Below are 19,828 nucleotides of genomic sequence, written 5' to 3'. Positions count from 1 at the left end.
CGCCGTGCGGGCCATGCTGCGCTGGGCGCACGCCGACCTGAAGACCCACCGCGGTGAGGCCCTGTTCCTGATCGCGGCCACCGCCGGCGTCGTCGCGTCCCTGCTCCTCGCCACCGCACTCTTCGGCTACGCGACCAACCCGTGGCAGCGGGTCTTCAACCGGTCGCACGGCGCCCACGTCTGGCTGCACACCAACCGCGCCGCCGAACCGGCCCGGCTCGCCGAGATCGACGGCGTCGCCGCCGTCGCCGGCCCCTACGACACGGTCGCCACCACCGTCGCCTCCCGCGGCGCCCGCGCCGCCGTGGAACTGCGCGCTGGCGCCGCCCGACCGCCCACCACCGGCCGCCCGTTGATCGTCGCGGGCCGCTGGCTCGACCCGGACGTGCCCCGCGGCGTGGTCCTCGATGCCGTCCTGGCCGCCGCTCTGGTCGCCGCCCCCGGTGACACCCTCAGCCTGCCCGGCGGTGGCGACGCCACGCTCACCGTCCTCGGCATCGCCGAGACGGCGGAACCCCGCTACCGGCCCGGTGAACGCCCCGGCACCATCTGGGCCCCGGCCAACACGGTCCACGGCACCCCGGGACCGGCCGGCCGGATCACCGGCCTGCGTCTCACCGACCCGCAGGACACCGAGTACGCCGTACAGCGCGCGGTGACCGTGCTCGGCGCCGGAGCCGTCACCGACGTCAGCCCCTGGCAGCGCGCCCGTGCCGAAGCCCAGGGCGACAACCGGCTCCTCGGCCAGGTGCTGGGCCTGTTCGGACTCGCTGCGCTGGGTGCCGCCGCGCTGGCCGTGTTCGGCGCCATCAGCACCCGCGTACGGGGTCACCTGCGCGACATCTCCGTACTGAAGGCGATCGGCTTCACCCCCGGCCAGGTCGTCCGGATCTTCCTCGCCCAGCACCTGGCCTACGCGGCCCTCGGTGCGGCCCTCGCCATCGTGCTCGCCGAAGCAGCCGGCGACCTGCTACCCGGGCGGCTCGGCGACGCCGTCGACGTCTGGCAGGGCCTGCCCGGTCACACCGCCGTACTGCTCGGCGTCCCGACGGCCGTCGTCCTCCTCATCGGTGCGGCCACCGCACTCGCCGCCTGGCGTGCCGGCCGGGTACCGCCCGTGCCCGCCGGCTCGGCGGTCGCCCCGCCGGCCGGCCGCGGTCTGTCCGCACCGGCGCGCCGCGCCCTCGCCCTGCCGGGGATGCCGCCCGCCCTGGTGCTCGGCTGGCACAGCGCCTTCAGCCGCGGACGACACGCAGCGGCCGGCATCGCCCGGCTCGCCCTCCCGCTGTTGCTGATCTGCGTGGCCCTGGGTGCCTGGAGCACCATCGCACGCTTCGACTCCCGCCCCGACCAGATGGGCATGCCCGCTGCGCTCACCGCCCGGCCCGCCGAGGGCGTCGGGGACCGGGAGGCCCGCGCCCTCCTCCAGCGCAGCCCCGACGTGATCGCCGCGCACCGCGGCCTGGAGGTCGCCGCACTGGTGCCCGGCCAGACCGGGACCGTCACCCTGCGCGGTCTCGGCGGTCTCCAGGACCCCTATCCGTACTCCGTGGTGGAGGGCCGGCCGGCCCTCGGGCCGGACGAGGCGGTGGCCGGTCAAGGGCTGCTCGACCTCCTCGGAGTGGGGATGGGTGACTGGGTCCGGGTGACGGTCGGCGGTCACCCCCAGGTGCTGCACGTCGTCGGCCGCAACCTGGACCCGGAGAACGGCGGTAGGACGATCTCCACCTCTCTGGACACCCTGCTGGAGAACGATCCGGCTCTCCAGCCCACCCTCTACCACCTGCGGTTGCGCCCCTCGGCCGACCCGCACACGGTCCGTTCCGAGCTGCTCGCGGCCTCCGCGGGTCGCCTCGACATCCACGAGGTCGCCGACCCGGGCGACCGGCTCGCCCCGTTGCGGGCTGTGGTGGTCGGATTGATCGTGGTGCTGGCCCTGATCGGGCTGGCGGAAGTGTCGACCGCCATCGGCGCAACGGTCCGGGAAGGCGAACGGGACGTCCTGTCCCTGAAGGCCATGGGACTGTCCCCTCGCCAGGTCACTGCCCTGGCCGTGACGGCCGTCGGCTGCACTGCCCTGGCCGCCGCGGCGGTCGCCACCGCCGTGGGCGTCCCCCTCGCCCGGTGGCTGATCGACCACGAGGGCCGGACCAGCGGGGTGGGCGCGGGCATCGCCCACGCACCGTCCGGGGTCCACCTGCTGCTGCTCACCGCCGGCGCCGTGCTGGGCGCGATGGCCCTCGCCGTCCTCCCGGCGGCCAGGGCGGCGCACCGACGCCTCGCCGACACCCTCGTCTGCGGCGCCTGAAGCTCACCGACAGCAACAGGTGCCGGCAGCGGCAGCGGCAGCGGCAGCTGAGCGACACGGGGGGGGCGGCGTCGCCATCACGGCAATGCTTCCTCCAAGACCGCCATGAGCGCGTCGTGGGACGTGAACACATGCCCCTGCAGGCCCAGTTCGCGTGCCGCCCGGACGTTCTCGACCCGGTCGTCGACGAACAGGATCTCCTCGGCGGGCAGTCCGAGCTCGCGGACGCACCACTCGTAAGCGGCCGGTTCGGGCTTGGCACTACCGATCCGACAGGAGAGGCCCAGGACGGCGAACCTGCGCAGCCACGGCTGGGTGGCCTCGTACCGGGCGGCGAGCTCTTCGGGGATGTTGGAGAGGAGGCCGAGGACGACTCCCCTGTCGGCGAGCCGGCCGAGCAGGTCCACGCTGCGCTGGTCGATCTCGCTCCAGCTCGCGAGGTCGGCGGCGAGCAACTGCGCGGTCAGGCGGTCGTCGGACACGATGCCGAGCTGCGCACAGACCCCCCGCCAGTAGGCGGGGCCGGTCACGTCGCCACGGTCGTAAGGGGCGCGCCGGGACCAGTACGCCTCCCAGAACCGGTCGGGGTCGGCGCCGGCCGTGCGTTCCAGTACGCCCCGGGCCTGCGGCGACTGGACACGTGCGATGACACCGAACATGTCGAAGAGAACTGCTTCCATCCTTCTGGTTCCTCAACTCTCTCGGGTGGTGACGGGCTCTGGCCCCTGTGCTGCCCGGCTTTCGGCAACGCCTCCGGGATCGGGCACGTTCCTGCGCAGCCACCGGCTCAGGAGGGCGCAGGCGACGGCGAGGCCGAACAGGACGAGGGGCAACGTCGTGACGTCCATCGTGTCGACCACCGCTCCCAGCAGCGGCGGGAAGGCCACACCGCCGATCATCGAGGCGGCGATCACGTAGGCGCCGGCCGCGGCCACGCCGGGCACCGCCCGGTTCAGCCAGGGCAGGCAGGTCGGGAAGATGGGCGCGATCGTGAGACCGACGCCGAAGTACGCGTAGGGGGCGAGCGTCGGAACGGTGGCCAGGAGCAGGAAACCCGCCATGCCCGCACAGCACACGGTCAGGATCGACGGCGCGGACCAGCGCAGGCTGAGGGGCGCGACGACGAACCGGCCGATGGTCATGGCCGCCCAGTACGCGGAGGTCGCCGTCGCGGCGGTGGCCGCTCCGTATCCGACGGCTTCGAGGTGGGTGGGTTCCCAGCCGCCGACGCCCGTCTCAATGGCCACGTGCAGCACGTAGATGCCGATGAACCCCGCGATGACCGGCAGCGCGCGGGCCCCGCCCGTCGCGGCACCGTCCGCCGTGGCCGGCTCGGACTCCCGCGACGCCACCCCGCCCAGGGTGACCAGGATGAGCAGGCTGACCACGCCCAGGCCGACGAAGATCTCCGGGTAGTGGTCCGCTCCGAGCCAGCCGATCAGGGCCGGGCCGGCGATCGCGCCGATTCCGAAGTGACCGTTGAGCAGGTTGAGCATGGCGGTGCTGCGGTTTCCGAAGCCGACGGCGAAGAGCTGGTTGAGGCCGTAGTCGATGCCGCCGAAGCCAAGGCCGATGACGAAGGTGCCCGCCAGCGCCGGTAGCCAGCTCGGCGCGAACGCGAACGCCGCGGCGCCCGCGGCCATGAGCACGTAGGAGCCACCGAGCAACAGCCGCTCGTTCAGGCGGCCCCGCAACAGGTGGTAGACGAGCACTCCCAGGAGTGCACCGACGAAATGGGCGCTGAGGCTGAGCCCTGCGGCGGCGGGGCTGATGCCGTACTCCTCCCGCAGGGCCGGGATCGCGGGGCCGTAGAGCGCCTGGAGGGCGCCGATCACCATGAACGCCACGCACGAGGCTATGACCGCGACGGTGCCGAGGAGCGGCCTTCCTGCTTCCGGCAGGTGGGCCCGGCTGATGGCGGACATCGCTCTCCTCGTCGTTCATGGCGTTGTGAACGTTTTCCACGTTCACAACCGCAGGAAGTTCACATGACTTCGCACACAGTAACCACATCCCATGTTCGTTTCAACAGATACGATGTTCAAAACACCCTCCGGGGGAACCGCGGGCCCCATCTGTGCTAAAAGCAGACACATGAACGCGATGGAGAGGCACAAGTTCGTCGTGGGTCTGCTCGTGCAGCAGAACCGGGCGACCGTGGCCGAGCTGGCCCAGGCCACCGGGGCGTCCGAGATGACCATCCGCCGGGACCTGGAGGTGCTGGAGTCCCGGGGCGCCCTACGCCGGGTGCGCGGCGGCGCCGTGAGCAGCCTGCCCGGCGGGGTCGAGCCTCCCTACGCGATCCGCGCCATGTCCGCCAGCCGCACCAAGGAGCGGCTGGCGCGCACCGTCGTGGAACTGCTCACCGAAGGCGAGACCGTGGCCCTGGACACCGGCACGACCGCCGTGGCCGTCGCCAGGGCCATGGCCGGGCGTCAACTCACCGTCACCCCGCTCTCTCTGCACGCCGCCTTCGTCCTTTCCGGGCACCCCGGCATCCAACTGGTGCTGCCCGGGGGGCAGGTGCGCGCCGAGGAGCTCTCGTTCCACGGCAACACCCCCGTGCAGACGTTCAAGGACCTGTGCTTCGACACGTTCGTCCTGTCCTGCTGCGGCGTGGACCCGGTCCGGGGTGCCACCGCCTACGACCTGGACGACGTCCAGGTGAAGCGGGCCGCCGTCGCCGCCGCGCAGCGGGTGATCCTCGTTGCGACCGCCGACAAGCTCGGCCGCGCGGCGCTGGGGCGCATCTGCACGATGGAGGAGATCGCCCTCGTCGTCACGGACGCGCCGGCCGACTCGCCGCTGGTCAAGGAAGTGCGGGACCGGGGGGTGGAGGTAGTGCACCCCCCGGCGGACGACTGACGTCGCCGCTGCGGCCCGCCACGGGCGACGGCCGCCCGTCTACAGGTACGGGTCGAAGGGGATGCCCGCCGGCTTGGCTTTCGCCAGGTGGGACGCGAAGGCGCCGTCCGTCAGACCGAAGTGCGCGCTGCCGAAATCGGCCTGGGTGAGCTTGTCCCGCAGCGTCGCGGGGTAGCCCGACCATCCGACGAGTGCGGGGAACTGCCAGGCCCCGCGGTGGTTCTCGGGCGGTTCGTCGTTGGTGTTCGCCGCGCGGAAGCAGTGCGTGCCGATGCCGTCCTTGTGGTAGACGATCTTGGGATGGGTGCCGTCCCAGCGGATCTGGTCACGCGCGTGGAGGCTGAAGTCGCCGTGGGCGGAGGTCGCGACGTACTTGGCCTCGTTGCCCTGGATCCACACCACCACGTGTTCCCAGTCGTGACGGTGGCCGCCGAGGCTGATGCCGGGGACGGCCTGGTCCTTCTCGAAGTACAGCGCGTAGATCACGGCGCACCAGCCGTTGTTGCAGGTCCAGCGGGAGTAGCCATTGGTGTTGTCGAGGTCCGAGGCGTCCCGACAGTTGCCGTTGAGGGCGCCGGTCGGTTTGAGACCACTGTTGAGAACCCCGCTCTGGCCTATCGCGGGTGTGGGATAGCAGCCGTCGGTGTCGTAGTCGTAGGCGGGCTGGAAGGTCAGCTCGATCGCCTCTGCCCGGCTGGGCAGGGCCGGCGGTGGAGCTGCGAAGGCCACCTGGGGAACGCCGACGACCAGCGCGAGGGCGGCGCCGACGACCACCAATGATCTCCGGATGTGACGGTGCGTCCGCACAACGGGCCTCCTGGCCGGTCGGGTTCGGGGCTGGCGGGCGGATCCCGACCACCGTCGACCGACACGCCCGGAGCATCATTCGCGAACCGCGGCGACACAGCAAGGGTTCGGGCAGCCTCTCTTCTTGCCCGGCGAAGACCACGGACAGCTCTCCATACAATGGGAATTGACCAAATGTCAGAGATGAGCGGATGGTCGCCACCACGGGACAACACCACGGCACGGCGCCGCCGGCCCGTCGGCCGACGGCGTGGGACCGCCACGGTGCACGCCCGCCATCGGGCTGACCTTCAAGCTGAAGCTGCTGCGGTACGCGGAACGGCGCGGAACGCGCCATGCCCCCGTACGGCCGACGGGTGCGGCCTCGGGTACCGAGGGGCGGTGCGGACACAGGCCCGGTTCCCCCTCGCACGGTGCAGGAGGTCGAGCGGGGGGCGAGGCATGCTACAGACAGGCTCCGCCGCGCCGTGGGCTCCGAGGCGTCGCCGCCGGCGACCGTCGTACGGTCATCGTCCGACGGTGTTCATCAGGACGATGGCCAGGAGGTCCAAGAGGATGACGGCGACGACCCCACCGATCATGACCCAGGCCCTGCGTGATTCGTCCATGCGTCCGCGTCACCTCCCGGCTCGGGCGTACTGTCCCGCATAGGTCCGGCGGTCGCACGAAGGCCCCGCCGGCCTCTAGCCATGATGCCCCGGTTGTGCGCGGAGCACAGGTCGGCCGCCCGGGATCGCCGTCACGCCGCCGCGACGGGGGCCGGGAGCAGGTCCGGCGGCCCGCCTCGCGGCCCAGGGCAGGGTGGAGCCGACCGGGCCCGCCCGCCTCGCGGTACGGCCTCGGATGGCGACGCTCACTCTGGCAAGCAATGTTGACCCTAGTTGATTCATGTTTATTCTTGTCGCTGTGTGGCGCCATGGAGAGCTGCCGTACATCGAGAGACGGGCGAGTTCCGTGAAAAGAACCACGACGAAGCTCGCGGACGGCCGCGAGCTGATCTACTACGACCTCGACCGCGACGACGCCGCCGACCGCGACACCCTCGACCGGCGCCTGTTGGAGCCGGTCGACAGCCGGCCCGAACTGCGGCTGGACCGGGCGACCGGAGAGTGGATCGCGATCGCCTCCCACCGTCAGGGACGCGTCCACCTTCCGCCGACCGACGCGTGTCCCCTCTGCCCCTCCCGGGAGGGGCACCGCAGCGAGATCCCTGCCGCGGACTACGAGGTGGCCGTGTTCGAGAACCGGTTCCCTTCGCTGGCGGGCCGGGTCGGACGCTGCGAAGTCGTGTGCTTCACCTCTGAGCACGGGGCCAGTTTCGCCGATCTCACCGAGGACCGGGCCCGCCTCGTCCTCGACGCCTGGACGGACCGTACCGAACGGCTGACGGCCCTCCCCGGCATCGAGCAGGTGTACTGCTTCGAGAACCGGGGCGCGGAGATCGGCGTCACCCTGGCGCATCCGCACGGCCAGATCTACGCCTTCCCCTTCGTCCCTCCCCGCACCGCCAAGATGGTCGCCGTCGCCGCCTCGCACCGCACCGCCACCGGCCGCAACCTCTTCGAGGACCTGCTGGCCGAGGCGCGCGCCGCGACCTCGCGGGTGGTGCTCGCAGGCGAACACTGGACGGCCTTCGTCCCCTACGCCGCCCGCTGGCCGTACGAGGTGCACCTCCACCCGCACCGCCGCGTCCCCGACCTCACCCGTCTCACGGAAGCGGAACGCGTCGAGTTCCCCGGCATCTACCTGGAACTGCTGCGCAGGTTCGACCGGCTGTTCCTGCCGGAAGGGAGGTCGACGCCGACGGCCCCCACCCCGTACATCTCCGCCTGGCACCAGGCCCCCGCCACGGGCGGGCACGAACTCGCCCTGCACCTGGAGCTGTTCACGGTGCGGCGGACGGCCGACAAGCTCAAGTACCTCGCCGGGGTCGAATCCGGCATGGAGTCCTTCGTCAACGACGTGGCGCCGGAAGCCGCCGCGCAGCGCCTGCGGGAGGTCGCGTCATGAGCGGGTACCTGGTCACCGGCAGCGCCGGCTACGACGGTGGGGAGGAGGCCGCGTGAACGAGGCCTTCCGACGCGTCTTCGGCACGTACCCGGACGGAGTGTGGGCGGCGCCCGGCCGGGTGAACCTGATCGGCGAACACACCGACTACAACGACGGCTTCGCGCTGCCCTTCGCCATCCCGCAGACCACGCTGCTCGCGGCGCGGCGGCGCGAGGACGGACGGCTGAGACTGCACAGCGCCCAGGTCGGCGGCCCGGTCGTCGACCTCGCCGTCGCCGATCTGGTGCCCGGCGCCTTCACCACGTGGGCCGCGTACCCGGCCGGCGTCGTCTGGGCGCTGGGCGAGGCCGGCCACCGGATCGGCGGCGCGGACCTCCACTTCGACAGTACGGTGCCCACGGGGGCCGGGCTGTCGTCCTCCGCGGCCCTGGAGTGCGCGGTCGCCCTCGCGTACGACGATCTCTACGGGCTGGATCTGGGCGCACCCGCGCTCGCCCTTCTCGCCCAGCGTGCGGAGAACGTCTTCGCGGGCGTCCCGTGCGGGGTCATGGACCAGATGGCCTCCGCCTGCTGCACCACCGGTGCGGCGCTGTACTTGGACTGCCGCGGCACGGTGCACGAGCAGGTTCCGTTCGCCCCGGAAGCGCAAGGGCTCCGCCTGCTGGCGATCGACACCCGCGTCAAGCACGACCTCGGGGACGGCGCGTACGCCGCGCTGCGCGCCGGGTGCGAGCAGGCGTCCGCCGTGCTCGGCGTGACCGCCCTGCGCGACCTGTCGCCAGGGGACCTCCCCCGTGCCGCGCGGGCGCTGCCGTCGCACCTGTTGCCCCTGGTCCGGCACGTGGTGACCGAGAACGCCCGGGTCGCCGAGGCGGTCTCCCACCTGCGCGCGGACCGCATCGCAGCGTTGGGCCCGATCCTCACGGCCGGTCACGCCTCGCTGCGGGACGACTACCGGGTCTCCTGCGCCGAGACCGATCTCGCGGTGGACACCGCCGTGGGAGCAGGGGCGCTGGGTGCGCGGATCACCGGTGGCGGGTTCGGCGGAACCGTCATCGCGCTGGTGGACGAGGACCGGGCGGAGGCGGTGGGCGCCGCGGTCACCGCCGGGTTCCGGGCCGCCGGGTACCGGGCTCCGCAGCTGTTCCCGATCTCCCCGGCGGCCGGCGCCCGTCGCATCGAGTGATCCTGCCGAGGAGGGCGGCGACCCAGCACCACTGACCGATGACACGTGAGCGGTAGACTGTTCGTTCGTGAGGGACGCCGTGTGCCTTTGAGGTGTGCCCCCGCCGGCGGCCAGCGGAACAGGGGACGAGATCGTGACGGAAGCAGCACGCTTTGCCCCCCAGCGCAGGGCGCTGATCCTCGACATGGTGCGCCGCGACGGAGCCGTGCGCGTGGCCGAACTCGTGGAGCAGCTGGGCGTTTCCGACATGACCATCCGCCGCGACCTGGACGTGCTGGCGCGTGGCGGTTCCCTGTCGAAGGTGCACGGCGGTGCCATCCGCTCCTCGGTCACGACGGGGGACGAACCACCCTTCGAAACGAAAGCGGCTCTTGAGTCGGGTGCGAAGGCGGCGGTGGCCGGGGCTGCTGCCGCGCTCGTGAAGCCGGGCAGTGTCGTCGCCATTTCCGGAGGGACGACCTCCTACGCGGTCGCGACCCGCCTCCGGGACGTCCCGGGTCTGACCGTGGTGACCAACTCCCTGCCGGTCGCCGAGTTGCTGAGGACGCCGGGACCGGACCACGGCGCCGCGGGCCAAACGCTGCTGCTGACGGGCGGCACGCCGACGAAGTCGGCTTCCCTGGTCGGCCCTTTGGCGGACCAGGCGATCCGGTCCTTGCAGGTGGACCTGCTCATCATCGGGGCCCACGGCGTCTCCGAACGCGCGGGCGCAACGACCCCGAACCTCGCGGAGGCGCAGACCAACCGTGCGCTGATCGCTTCCGCCACTCAGGTGGCCGTGGTCGCCGACCACACCAAGTGGGGCGTCGTGGGCCTCAGTCAGTTCATTGCCCTCTCCGAGATCGACTACTTCGTTTCGGACGACGGACTGGACGCGCAGGCGCGCTCCGTCCTCGGCGATGCCGTGGGTCAGTTGATCCTGGCCGAGACCCGGCCGGCGTAGCGAAACCGCGGGGCGCACTGCGCGCTCCGGTCGAACACGTTGCCTTCTGTTGCCGACCGTGCGCACCGCCTCGCGGTCGGGAGGCGGGGCGGCCCGGCCCCCTCGATCGGGCCAACTGCCTTTCTCTGCAGCCTCGATGGTGGGCTGCAACATCACAGGCTCATCTCATCCCCCCTCGAAGGGTTGACGCCTCCCCGCGCCGAGGGTCTCATATAGCCCATCCGTTGGAACGTGTTGGTTTCTGATTGATTTCGGGGCTATGCCTCCGCACAAAGGAGCCTTGGATGTACCGAACGACCCGCCGTCGCATAGCAGCCGCCACCGGTCTCGTCCTCGTCTGGGGGCTGAGTACCGCGTGCTCTTCGGGCAAGGAAGCCACCGGAGACGGCACGGTCGCCAAGGTGGACGGCAAGATCTCCCTCACCTACCTGCAGAAGCAGGGGGATCAGGAGTACTTCGTGGGTGAGGCGGCCGGCGCCAAGGCGAAGGCCGCCGAGCTCGGGATCGATCTCAAGATCGTGAACCTGGGCAACGACGCCAACAAGACGGTCAGCGAAGTGCAGTCGGCCGTTGCCCAGAAGGCGAACGGCGTCATCGTCGTCGTCCCGGACCCGGCCGTCGGCCCCCAGGTCGTCCAGACCGCGAGGGACGCCAAGGTCGCCCTGCTGACGTCCGACGACCAGATCTGCACCACCGGGCCCGACCCGGCCGCCTGCGCCAAGACCGACCTCGTGCCGCGGATCGGCTTCAGCGGCGCCCAGATGGGCAAGGAAGTGGGCGCGCGCGCCGCCGCCGAGTTCACGAAGGCGGGCTGGGCCGCGGCCGACACCCGGGTCGTCTCGGCCTGGAAGCAGGACGTCACCGTCTGCGGCGACCGCGTCAACGCCGCGAAGCAGGCGTTCGAGGCCGCCGTCCCCGGCGTCAAGGCCATCGACGTGCCCACCGACAACACCCCCACCGGGGCCCAGGACAAGATCGCAGCCACGCTCACGGCCAACTCCGGCGTCAAGAACTGGGTGGTGTGGGGCTGCAACGACGAGAACGTCATGGGCGGCGTCACCGCCCTGTCGAACGCCGGCATCGCGCCGGACCACATCATCGGCGTCGGTCTCGGCGCGTACCTCGCCTGCAAGGAATGGCAGTCGGACAAGGTCTCCGGCATGAAGGCGGCGCTGTTCATCAACGGCAAGGACGTCGGCGCCCTGGCCGTTCAGACCATGTACGACAAGCTCAAGAACGGCAAGGACTTCCCGCAGGAGGCCTTCGCTCCCACCACCATGGTCGACCACGGCTCCTGGAAGGGCTCCGGCCTCACCTGCGGCTGATCCGGACGGCCGTCGCCCCGCAACGGCCGTCACCCGGTAGCGGCCGTTCGTCCCGTAGCAGCCGCCCGGCACCGGCCCCGCTCCCAGCGGACCGGAGCCGCGGGGACCACACCTGTCCGACGCCTTCGAGGTGAGACCCGCACATGTCCACACCGTCCCGTCCGCCCGCCGACCCGGATGGCTCCGGCACCCGCTCCGGCACCCGCTCCAGCACGGCGCCGCCGTCCGATCTCCTCGGCGTCGCGGGCGTCACCAAGCGCTTCGGCGCCGTGCAGGCGCTCGGCGGCGTCACGCTCGCCTTCCCCGCCGGTCAGGTGACCGCCCTGATGGGCGAGAACGGAGCCGGGAAGTCCACCCTGTTGAAGATCCTCACCGGTGATCACCAGCCGACGGAGGGCCATGTCGTCCTGGACGGCGAACCCACCGCTCTCCCCTCGCCCGCCCGAGCGCGGGACGCCGGCATCCGGATCATTCCGCAGGAACCCGAGATCATCCCGCACGTCTCGGTCGCCGAGAACGTGTACGCCGGCGCCCTGCCCCGGCGGTGGGGCCGGGCACTGGACCGGGCGGAACTCCGCCGCCGCATCACCGCCGATCTGGAGCGCCTCGGTTTCTCCGGTGTCCTCGACCCCGCCCTCCTCGGATCGCAACTCACCCCTGCGCAAAGACAGTTGGTCGAGATCATGCGGGCGCTCACCGGCACCACGGCCCCGAAACTGATCGCCTTCGACGAGCCCACCTCCTCCCTCTCCGAGCACGAGGTGGAAGCGCTCTTCGGCCTGATCCGCACCCTGCGCGACCAGGGCATCGCAATCGTCTACGTGTCCCACCGCATGCAGGAGATCTTCCAACTCGCCGACCGCATCGCCGTCCTGCGCGACGGCAAGCTCGTCGGCGTCCAGCAGGCGAGGGACACGAACGAGGGCGAACTCGTCCGCCTCATGGTCGGCCGTGACCTCTCCAGCATGTTCGTTCGCCAACACGTGGCCACCGACCGGCTGGTGTTGGACGTCAGGAACCTCACCACGGACAAGGTCAAGGACATCACCTTGCAGGTCAACGCGGGCGAAGTCGTCGGCCTCGCCGGGCTCATCGGCGCCGGACGCTCCGAACTCGCCCTCGCCCTCGCCGGCGACCTCCCCGTCCACAGCGGCAGCGTCACGCTCGACGGCACACCCCTGCCCAGCGGCAACCCCGGCAGGGTGATACGGGCCGGCCTCGGGCTCGCCCCCGAGGAACGCAAAGCCCAGGCGCTGTTCCTCCAGCAGTCCGTCCGGGAGAACATCTCGCTCGTCGTCATGGACCGCTTGCGCCGCCTGCGCTTCGTCCGACGCTCCGCCGAGCGCGCACTCGCCGAGCACCACACCGATCGGCTCCGGGTGCGCACACCGTCGATCAACCACGAGGTACGCAAACTCTCGGGCGGGAACCAGCAGAAGGTCGTGCTCGCACGATGGCTGGCCCGCAAGCCCAAGGTCCTGATCCTGGACGAGCCGACGCGTGGCATCGACGTCGGCGCCAAGGCCGAGATCTACCAGATCGTCGCCGACCTCGCCAAGGAAGGAGTCGCCCTGCTGGTGATCTCCTCCGAACTCCCGGAACTCCTCGGCCTCGCCGACCGCATCGTGGTCATGCAGGGCGGCCGGATCACCGGCGAACTGAACCGCGCCGAAGCCGGCGAAGAAGCAATACTCGCACTTGCCATGGCCGACGACATCGTCGACGCCGCCCCTGGAGCCGCATCATGACCGTCACCAGCACCTCCACTCCGGCCGTGAAGGGTCCGCGGGACGGCGACCGCACGGCCGGCGCACCGAGGTTCCTCGCCGGAATCGGTGGGCAGAACATCAGCCTCGCCGGCGCCCTCATCGTCGTCCTGGGCCTGTTCGGGTTCCTCAACGACAACTACCTGAGCCTGTCGAACATGCAGGTCATCGCCGAGGCCGCCACCATCACCGGGCTGCTCGCCGTCGTGCAGACCGTGGTCATCATCTGCGGCGGCCTGGACATCTCGGTCGGCTCCCAGGTCGGTGTCGCCTCCGTCGTCAGCGCCATGGTGTTCACCTCCACGGGCCACAGCACCCTGACCGGCGTGGCCGCCGCCGTCGGCGTCGGAGTCCTCGTCGGGGTCGTCAACGGCCTGGTCATCGTCTACGGCCGGGTCAACCCCACCATCGCCACCCTGGCCGGGCTCGCCGCGTACAAGGGCCTCGCGCAGCTCCTGTCCGACGGCCGCGCCCAGGGCTACGTCCTGGGCGACGACACCTTCATCTTCCTCGGCCGCGGCAAGATCGCCGGGATCCCCGTCATGGTCTGGATCCTGGTCCTCGTCGCCCTCACCGTCCACCTGCTCCTCAAGCACACCGACATCGGCCGCAACCTCTATGCCATCGGCGGCAACGACACCGCAGCCCGCCTCGCCGGCATCAACATCAACAAGTACCTCGTCTGCGTCTACGCCCTCATCGGCATCGTCGCGGCCGTCGCCGGCATCCTGCTCACCGCCCGCACCGGCTCGGGCCAACCCACCTCCGGCAGCGAGGGCCTCGAACTCAAGGCCATCACGGCGGCAGCACTCGGCGGCTGCGCGTTGAAGGGCGGCAAGGGGGGCATCGGCGGCACCCTCCTCGCCGTAGCCCTGCTCGGCGCCCTCGAAAACGGCCTCACCGTCCAAGGCATCAACACCTTCTGGCAGAACGTCGCCCAAGGCGCCCTCCTCGTCATAGCCGTGGTCATCCAGCAACGGCGCAGCGGGGAGCGTGCCGTCGGACTGCCCCACTGACGGGCGGGCCGGCGTCGACCTCAGGGGCGGCGGTCCTACCCGACCGGTCGAGGGCAGCCCGACCGTCGGCGTCCCACGGGGCTCCTGTCCGAGCCAGTGGGGGCGCCTGGTCAGGCCTACGGGGCGGTGGCGGTGAGCAGCCAGCCCGTGCCGCGCAGCCGCACGGCGCCGTCGGCCTCGTGGGGCCGCAGTACCTCGGTGAGGCGGGCCCGCGCACGGTCGCCGGCGCCGGGGCCCGCTTGGGCGACGAGGTGGCGGCCGGGCCCGGAGTCCAGCAGGAACTCCGCAGCCCCTGCCGCGTCACGTCCCCAGGTCCCGTACGCCGTCACGTGCGTGGCCCGTACGTCGCGAAGGCCCGCCCCGCTCAGCAGGTCGGCGGCCACCCCGGGGGCCGCGAGCGAGAACATGCCGGGCCCGTTCGGCTTGCCGAAGCCCTCCATCGGCAACAGGTCACCGAGGGTGGCCAGGGCGGTCAGCCACTCGTTGCCCTCGGGCTCGGCCGCACAGAGCAGGGCGACGCGACCGCCGGGGCGCAGCGCGGCGGCGATGTTGGCCCACGCGGCGGCGGGGTCGGCGAAGAACATGACGCCGAAGCGACTGATCGCGAGGTCGAAGGCGCCGCGGGCGAGGGGGTGGACCTGGGCGTCGCCCTGCTCGAAGCGGACGTTGCCGAGGCCTTCGCGCTCGGCGCTCGCCCGGGCGCGTTCCAGCATGGGGGCGGAGAGGTCGAGACCCGTGACGCGGCCTCCGGGCGCGGCGGCGCGGGCGGCCAGCCGGGTCGTGGCTCCGGCGCCGCAGCCGATGTCGAGGACGTGTTCGCCGGGGGCGATGGCCGCGGCGTCGAACAGGGGCTGGTCGAAGCCGGCGTTGACGGCGTCCCAGCGGTCCTGGTGTGAGGCCCAGTGGGCGCCCTCATAACCGTTCCAGGCCTGTGCCTGGGCGGTGTTCGCGATGCCGTGCATGGATGGGACCTCCTACGGACGGGCGTGCGGTGCCATGGACCGACCCCTACAATGGGCGGATGCCCAAACAGTATGGGCGCCCGCCCATATCTGCAATCCCCTTTCCTCCGGGAGGACTTGGTGTCACCACGCGGAGTGGCCATCCCCGATCTGCGCGAGCGGCTCTTCGACGCGGCGGAACGCGTCCTGGCCCGGGACGGAGCCGCCGCCCTGACCAGCAGGGCGATCACGGCCGAGGCGGACTGCGCCAAGGGGGTGTTGCACACCCATTTCGCCGGGCTGGACGAGTTCGTGGCGGAGCTGGTGCTGGACCGCTTCACGCAAACCGCCGCACTGGCGGCGGAGCTGCCGGGGAAGGCGGGCCACGGCGCGGTGGCCGGCAACCTGGTGGAACTGGCCTCAGCGGTGCTCTCCCTGGACCCCGGGATCGTCGGGCTGGCGGTGACCCGGCCGGTGGCGGCCCTGCGGATCCGCGAAGCCTGGGCCGCGGGCGCTCCGGGCTTCGACGCCATCCAGGCGTCGGTCCACGCCTACCTCGACGCCGAGCAACAGCGGGGGCGGCTCGGGCCCGGCACGGACACCGGGTCCGTCGCGCTGGCTCTCGTCGGGACGCTGCACCACCTGCTGATGACGGGCCGTCCCGGCGTACCCCACCCGCAGGACCAGGTGGAACGGCTGGTCCACGCCCTGACCGGCTCGTCCTGACCGGGGCGCCCCGAGCGGAGCGCCCCGACCGGAGCGCCCCGAGCGGGCTGCCCGCGAGGCTCTGCGTGCGGAGCCCGTCGACGCGCGGGGCCGCCCCGACTTCCGATCAGCCAGCGGCGAGGAGTTCGAGCGTATCGATCACGCGGTTCGAGAAGCCCCACTCGTTGTCGTACCAGGCGACCACCTTGATGTGGCGGCCGTCCACGCGGGTGAGGGCCGAGTCGAAGATCGACGAGGCCGGGTTGCCGGTGATGTCCGACGACACGAGCGGGTCGTCCGAGTATTCGAGCACCCCGGCGAGCGGCCCCTCCGCCGCGGCCCGGTACGCCGCCAGCACGTCTTCGCGCGTGACATCGCGGGCGACGGTCGTGTTGAGTTCGACGATCGATCCCACCGGAACCGGCACCCGGATCGAGTCGCCCGACAGCTTGCCGTCGAGGTTCGGCAGCACGAGGCCGATCGCCTTGGCGGCGCCCGTCGTGGTCGGCACGATGTTGACGGCGGCCGCGCGGGCCCGACGGGCGTCGCGGTGGGGGCCGTCCTGCAGGTTCTGCTCCTGCGTGTAGGCGTGCACCGTCGTCATGAAGCCGTGCTCGATGCCGGCGAGCTCGTCGAGGACCGCGGCCAGGGGGGCGAGCGCGTTGGTCGTGCACGAGGCGTTCGAGACGATCGTGTGGACAGCCGGGTCGTACGCGTCGTTGTTGACCCCGTACGCGAGGGTGACATCGGCGCCATCCGCCGGCGCGCTGACGAGCACCCTCTTCGCGCCCGCATCGAGGTGGGCCCGGGCCGCCTTCGCCGACGTGAAACGGCCGGTCGCCTCCAGCACGATGTCGACGCCGAGCTCGGCCCACGGCAGCTGTGCCGGTTCGCGCTCGGCGAGCACGGTGATGCGACGGCCGTCGACGACGAGGGCGTTCCCGTCCACGGTCACCGGGCGGCCGAGCCGGCCCGCCGTCGTGTCGTAGGCGAGCAGCCGCGCGAGGGTGGCGGGCTCCGTGAGGTCGTTGACGGCGACGACCTGCAGATCGCTGTCGCGTTCGAGCAGTGCGCGCAGCACGTTGCGTCCGATGCGGCCGAATCCGTTGATGGCGATGCGAGTCATGAGCTGTGTCCCTTCGAGTTCGCCATCAGGTTCGCGCGCGCCGACCGCCGGTGACAGCGGCGCGATCGCCACGGTTCGCAAGGATCTCGCCATGTGCCGGAGTCCACGTGCCGGGTCCCTACTCCCCCCGGGCGAAGGTGCGCCGGTACTCGCTCGGCGTGGTGCCCAGGATGTGCTGGAAGTGGAGCCGCAGATTCGCTCCCGTCCCCAGACCGACGTCGGCGGCGATCTGTTCGACGCTGCGTCCCGAACGTTCGAGCAGTTCGCGCGCCATGTCGACGCGGGCGCGCATGACCCACTGCATCGGCGTGTACCCCGTGTCATCGGCGAAGCGCCGCGAGAACGTGCGCGGCGACACCGCCGCATGCCGGGCGAGCGCCTCCAGGGTGAGGGGCTCCGCCAGCCGGTGCAGTGCCCACTCCCGGGTGGCGGCGAACCGCTCGCCGAGCGGTTCGGGCACGCTGCGCGGTACGTACTGCGCCTGACCACCGCTGCGGTAGGGGGCGGCGACCAGGCGCCGAGCCGTGTGGTTCGACGCGGCGACCCCGAGGTCGCCCCGCAGGATGTGCAGGCACAGGTCGATGCCCGAGGCGGCGCCGGCCGAGGTCAGCACGCTGCCCTCGTCGACGAACAGCACGTTCTCGTCGACCTGTACCAGCGGGTGCTTCGCCGCGAGGGCCCGCGCGTAGTGCCAGTGCGTCGTGGCGCGCTTGCCGTCGAGCAGGCCGGTGGCGGCGAGCGCGAAGGCGCCCGTCGAGATGGCGGCGAGCCGCGCGCCCCGGTCGTGGGCGGCGATCAGCGCGTCGACGACAGCCCGCGACGGATCGTCGCGGTCCGGGAACCGGTAGCCGGGGACGAAGACGATGTCGGCCCACGCCAGTGCTTCGAGGCCGTGTGCGACGTAGTACGACAGACCGTCGCCGCCGGTCACGAGACCGGGCGCCGCGCCGCACACCCGTACCTCGTACGGCATGCTCGCGCGGGTCGTGAACACCTGCGCGGGAATGCCGACGTCAAGGGGCTTGGCGCCCTCGAGTACGAGGACGGCGACGTGATGCAGGCGGGGGGCTGGCACGGGAACGAGGGTACGCAAGACGCAAGCACAAAAGACAAAAGGCAAGGAGGTGAAACCACTCCTTGCCACTCTCAAGGTATAGCGCACCGGGGGCCTTGCGGCAAGACCCGGGTCGTGCTGCAAAATCTCCGACCGAAGCCAGAATCTGCGGAAATCACGGTCCTCGCAGTACGCGTGCATCCGCCGGTGCTGATGTGCGCGCCGCCGGACCGCGTGGAGCTGGCCGGAACACAGCCTTGTGGAACATATGGGGGGTCCTCGTGATCGACGTGATCATTGCCGGTGCTGGACCGACCGGCCTGATGCTGGCCAGTGAGTTGCGGCTGCACGGCGTGCACGTGCTCGTGCTGGACAAGGAGGCGGAGCCGACCGGTCAGTCCCGAGCGCGCGGCCTGCACGCGCGCAGCGTCGAGGTGATGGACCAGCGCGGCCTGCTGGAGCGGTTCCTCGCGCTCGGCGAGCAGTTCGCGGTCGGTGGTTTCTTCGCCGGCATCGGCACGTCGTGGCCCGAACGGCTCGACACCTCGCATTCGTACGTCCTCGCCATTCCGCAGGTGGTCACCGAGCGCCTGCTGACCGAGCACGCCACCGAGCTCGGCGCCGAGATCCGGCGCGGCTGCGAACTGGTCGGGCTGAGCCAGGACGAACACGGGGTGACCGCTGAACTGGCCGACGGCACGCGGCTGCGCTCGCGCTACCTCGTCGGGTGCGACGGGGGGCGCAGCACGGTGCGCAAGCTGCTCGGCGTCGGCTTCCCCGGCGAGCCCACCAGGGTCGAGACGCTGCTGGGCGAGGTGGAGGTGGGTGTACCGCTGGAGACGATGGCCTCCGTGGTGGCCGAAGTCCGCAAGACCCACCTGCGGTTCGGCACCATGCCCCTCGGGGACGGGGTGTACCGCGTCATCGTGCCCGCCGAGGGGGTGGCCGAGGACCGCACGGTGGCGCCGACACTGGAGGAGTTCAAGCAGCGGCTGCGGGACTTCGCCGGCACCGACTTCGGCGTGCACTCACCGCGCTGGATCTCCCGTTTCGGCGATGCCACCCGGCAGGCCGAACGCTACCGGGTCGGCCGGGTGCTGTTGGCCGGCGACGCGGCGCACATCCACCCGCCGACCGGCGGGCAGGGGCTCAACCTCGGTGTCCAGGACGCCTTCAACCTCGGTTGGAAGCTGGCCGCCGAGGTGGGGGGCTGGGCACCGGAGGGGCTGTTGGACAGCTACCACACCGAACGGCACCCGGTGGCCGCGGACGTGTTGGACAACACTCGCGCACAGATGGAGCTGCTGTCCCCCGAGCCGGGTCCCCGGTCAGTGCGCCGGCTGCTGGCGGAGCTGATGGACATCGAGGACGTGAACCGGCACCTGATCGAGAAGATCACTGCGATCGGGATCCGCTACGACTTCGGCGGGGGGCACGAACTGCTCGGCCGGCGGCTGCGGGACATCGGGCTGAAGCGGGGGCGCCTCTACGAGCTGATGCACGCCGGCCGCGGGCTGCTGCTCGACCAGACCGGCCGGCTCTCGGTGGCGGGTTGGGCGGATCGGGTCGACCACGTCGTCGACGTCAGTGAGGAACTGGACGTGCCCGCGGTGCTACTGCGGCCGGACGGCCACGTGGCGTGGGTCGGTGAGGACCAGCGGGATCTGCTCGGCCGGCTCCCCCGGTGGTTCGGCGCTGCCGCCGTCTGAGACGTCCGGGAATCTCCTGGCGCCGGTACGGGGAGGCGTTCGGGGAGCACCTCGTGCGTACGGTGCC

Annotated in this window: 16 protein-coding genes; 10 read left to right on the top strand and 6 right to left on the bottom strand. The window is 71.5% G+C overall.

Going from position 1 to position 19,828, the window contains the following annotated elements; translation table 11 throughout:
* The first annotated feature begins 4 nt into the window (after positions 1–4).
* The gene (locus tag ABZZ20_RS21215) at positions 5–2,308 is read left to right on the top strand and encodes an FtsX-like permease family protein (RefSeq protein WP_356871713.1); all 2,304 of its coding nucleotides are present in this window, start codon (positions 5–7) and stop codon (positions 2,306–2,308) included.
* A 77-nt stretch (positions 2,309–2,385) separates the two neighbouring features.
* Here the strand turns inward: ABZZ20_RS21215 and ABZZ20_RS21210 are convergent, their stop codons facing one another.
* Positions 2,386–2,988 (bottom strand): HAD family phosphatase, encoded by a 603-nt coding sequence (locus tag ABZZ20_RS21210; protein ID WP_356871711.1) that lies wholly within the window; start codon positions 2,986–2,988, stop codon positions 2,386–2,388.
* Between the two features lie 12 nt (positions 2,989–3,000).
* Positions 3,001–4,233 (bottom strand): MFS transporter, encoded by a 1,233-nt coding sequence (locus ABZZ20_RS21205; protein WP_356871709.1) that lies wholly within the window; start codon positions 4,231–4,233, stop codon positions 3,001–3,003.
* A gap of 169 nt (positions 4,234–4,402) precedes the next feature.
* On the opposite strand from ABZZ20_RS21205, the gene ABZZ20_RS21200 reads away from it, so the two are divergent.
* Positions 4,403–5,173 (top strand): DeoR/GlpR family DNA-binding transcription regulator, encoded by a 771-nt coding sequence (locus ABZZ20_RS21200; RefSeq protein ID WP_356871707.1) that lies wholly within the window; start codon positions 4,403–4,405, stop codon positions 5,171–5,173.
* A gap of 39 nt (positions 5,174–5,212) precedes the next feature.
* Here ABZZ20_RS21200 and ABZZ20_RS21195 read toward each other — a convergent pair whose 3' ends face one another.
* Positions 5,213–5,980, bottom strand: a complete 768-nt coding sequence (locus ABZZ20_RS21195; protein WP_356871705.1) for an NPP1 family protein — start codon at positions 5,978–5,980, stop codon at positions 5,213–5,215.
* 954 nt (positions 5,981–6,934) lie between these two features.
* Here ABZZ20_RS21195 and galT point away from each other — a divergent pair.
* The 6 genes from galT to ABZZ20_RS21165 all read left to right on the top strand — a co-directional run bounded on the left by galT (position 6,935) and on the right by ABZZ20_RS21165 (position 14,226).
* Positions 6,935–7,990 carry a galactose-1-phosphate uridylyltransferase gene (galT, locus tag ABZZ20_RS21190; protein WP_356871703.1) on the top strand — a complete coding sequence of 352 codons (1,056 nt, stop codon included), beginning with the start codon at positions 6,935–6,937 and terminating at the stop codon, positions 7,988–7,990.
* Between the two features lie 52 nt (positions 7,991–8,042).
* Positions 8,043–9,176 carry a galactokinase gene (gene galK, locus ABZZ20_RS21185; RefSeq protein ID WP_356871701.1) on the top strand — a complete coding sequence of 378 codons (1,134 nt, stop codon included), beginning with the start codon at positions 8,043–8,045 and terminating at the stop codon, positions 9,174–9,176.
* A 133-nt stretch (positions 9,177–9,309) separates the two neighbouring features.
* The gene (locus ABZZ20_RS21180) at positions 9,310–10,119 is read left to right on the top strand and encodes a DeoR/GlpR family DNA-binding transcription regulator (protein WP_356871699.1); all 810 of its coding nucleotides are present in this window, start codon (positions 9,310–9,312) and stop codon (positions 10,117–10,119) included.
* 284 nt (positions 10,120–10,403) lie between these two features.
* Positions 10,404–11,444 (top strand): substrate-binding domain-containing protein, encoded by a 1,041-nt coding sequence (locus tag ABZZ20_RS21175; RefSeq protein WP_356871697.1) that lies wholly within the window; start codon positions 10,404–10,406, stop codon positions 11,442–11,444.
* A 143-nt stretch (positions 11,445–11,587) separates the two neighbouring features.
* On the top strand, positions 11,588–13,192 hold the full coding sequence (locus ABZZ20_RS21170; protein WP_356871695.1) for a sugar ABC transporter ATP-binding protein: 1,605 nt from the start codon (positions 11,588–11,590) through the stop codon (positions 13,190–13,192).
* On the top strand, positions 13,189–14,226 hold the full coding sequence (locus ABZZ20_RS21165; RefSeq protein WP_356871693.1) for an ABC transporter permease: 1,038 nt from the start codon (positions 13,189–13,191) through the stop codon (positions 14,224–14,226). The genes ABZZ20_RS21170 and ABZZ20_RS21165 overlap by 4 nt, the downstream gene beginning before the upstream one ends.
* Before the next feature lie 116 nt (positions 14,227–14,342).
* Here the strand turns inward: ABZZ20_RS21165 and ABZZ20_RS21160 are convergent, their stop codons facing one another.
* A complete protein-coding gene (locus tag ABZZ20_RS21160; RefSeq protein ID WP_356871691.1) occupies positions 14,343–15,188 on the bottom strand; it encodes a class I SAM-dependent methyltransferase in 846 nt (281 codons plus the stop codon).
* A gap of 120 nt (positions 15,189–15,308) precedes the next feature.
* Here ABZZ20_RS21160 and ABZZ20_RS21155 point away from each other — a divergent pair, with 120 nt between their 5' ends.
* Positions 15,309–15,893: a TetR/AcrR family transcriptional regulator gene (locus tag ABZZ20_RS21155; RefSeq protein WP_356871689.1), complete on the top strand. Its 585-nt coding sequence runs from the start codon at positions 15,309–15,311 to the stop codon at positions 15,891–15,893.
* Positions 15,894–15,999: 106 nt separating this feature from the next.
* Here the strand turns inward: ABZZ20_RS21155 and gap are convergent, their stop codons facing one another.
* Together gap and ABZZ20_RS21145 are read right to left on the bottom strand one after the other, a co-directional pair.
* Positions 16,000–16,998 carry a type I glyceraldehyde-3-phosphate dehydrogenase gene (gene gap, locus ABZZ20_RS21150; RefSeq protein WP_356871687.1) on the bottom strand — a complete coding sequence of 333 codons (999 nt, stop codon included), beginning with the start codon at positions 16,996–16,998 and terminating at the stop codon, positions 16,000–16,002.
* Between the two features lie 118 nt (positions 16,999–17,116).
* Positions 17,117–18,073 carry a helix-turn-helix domain-containing protein gene (locus ABZZ20_RS21145; RefSeq protein WP_356871685.1) on the bottom strand — a complete coding sequence of 319 codons (957 nt, stop codon included), beginning with the start codon at positions 18,071–18,073 and terminating at the stop codon, positions 17,117–17,119.
* A gap of 260 nt (positions 18,074–18,333) precedes the next feature.
* Here ABZZ20_RS21145 and rox point away from each other — a divergent pair, with 260 nt between their 5' ends.
* Entirely contained in the window at positions 18,334–19,761 is a 1,428-nt protein-coding gene (gene rox / locus ABZZ20_RS21140) for a rifampin monooxygenase (protein WP_356871683.1), read from the top strand.
* Positions 19,762–19,828 lie beyond the last annotated feature (67 nt).

Source organism: Streptomyces sp. NPDC006430 (assembly GCF_040612395.1).
Taxonomy (GTDB): domain Bacteria; phylum Actinomycetota; class Actinomycetes; order Streptomycetales; family Streptomycetaceae; genus Streptomyces.
This window is presented reverse-complemented; position numbering and strand designations above follow the sequence as displayed.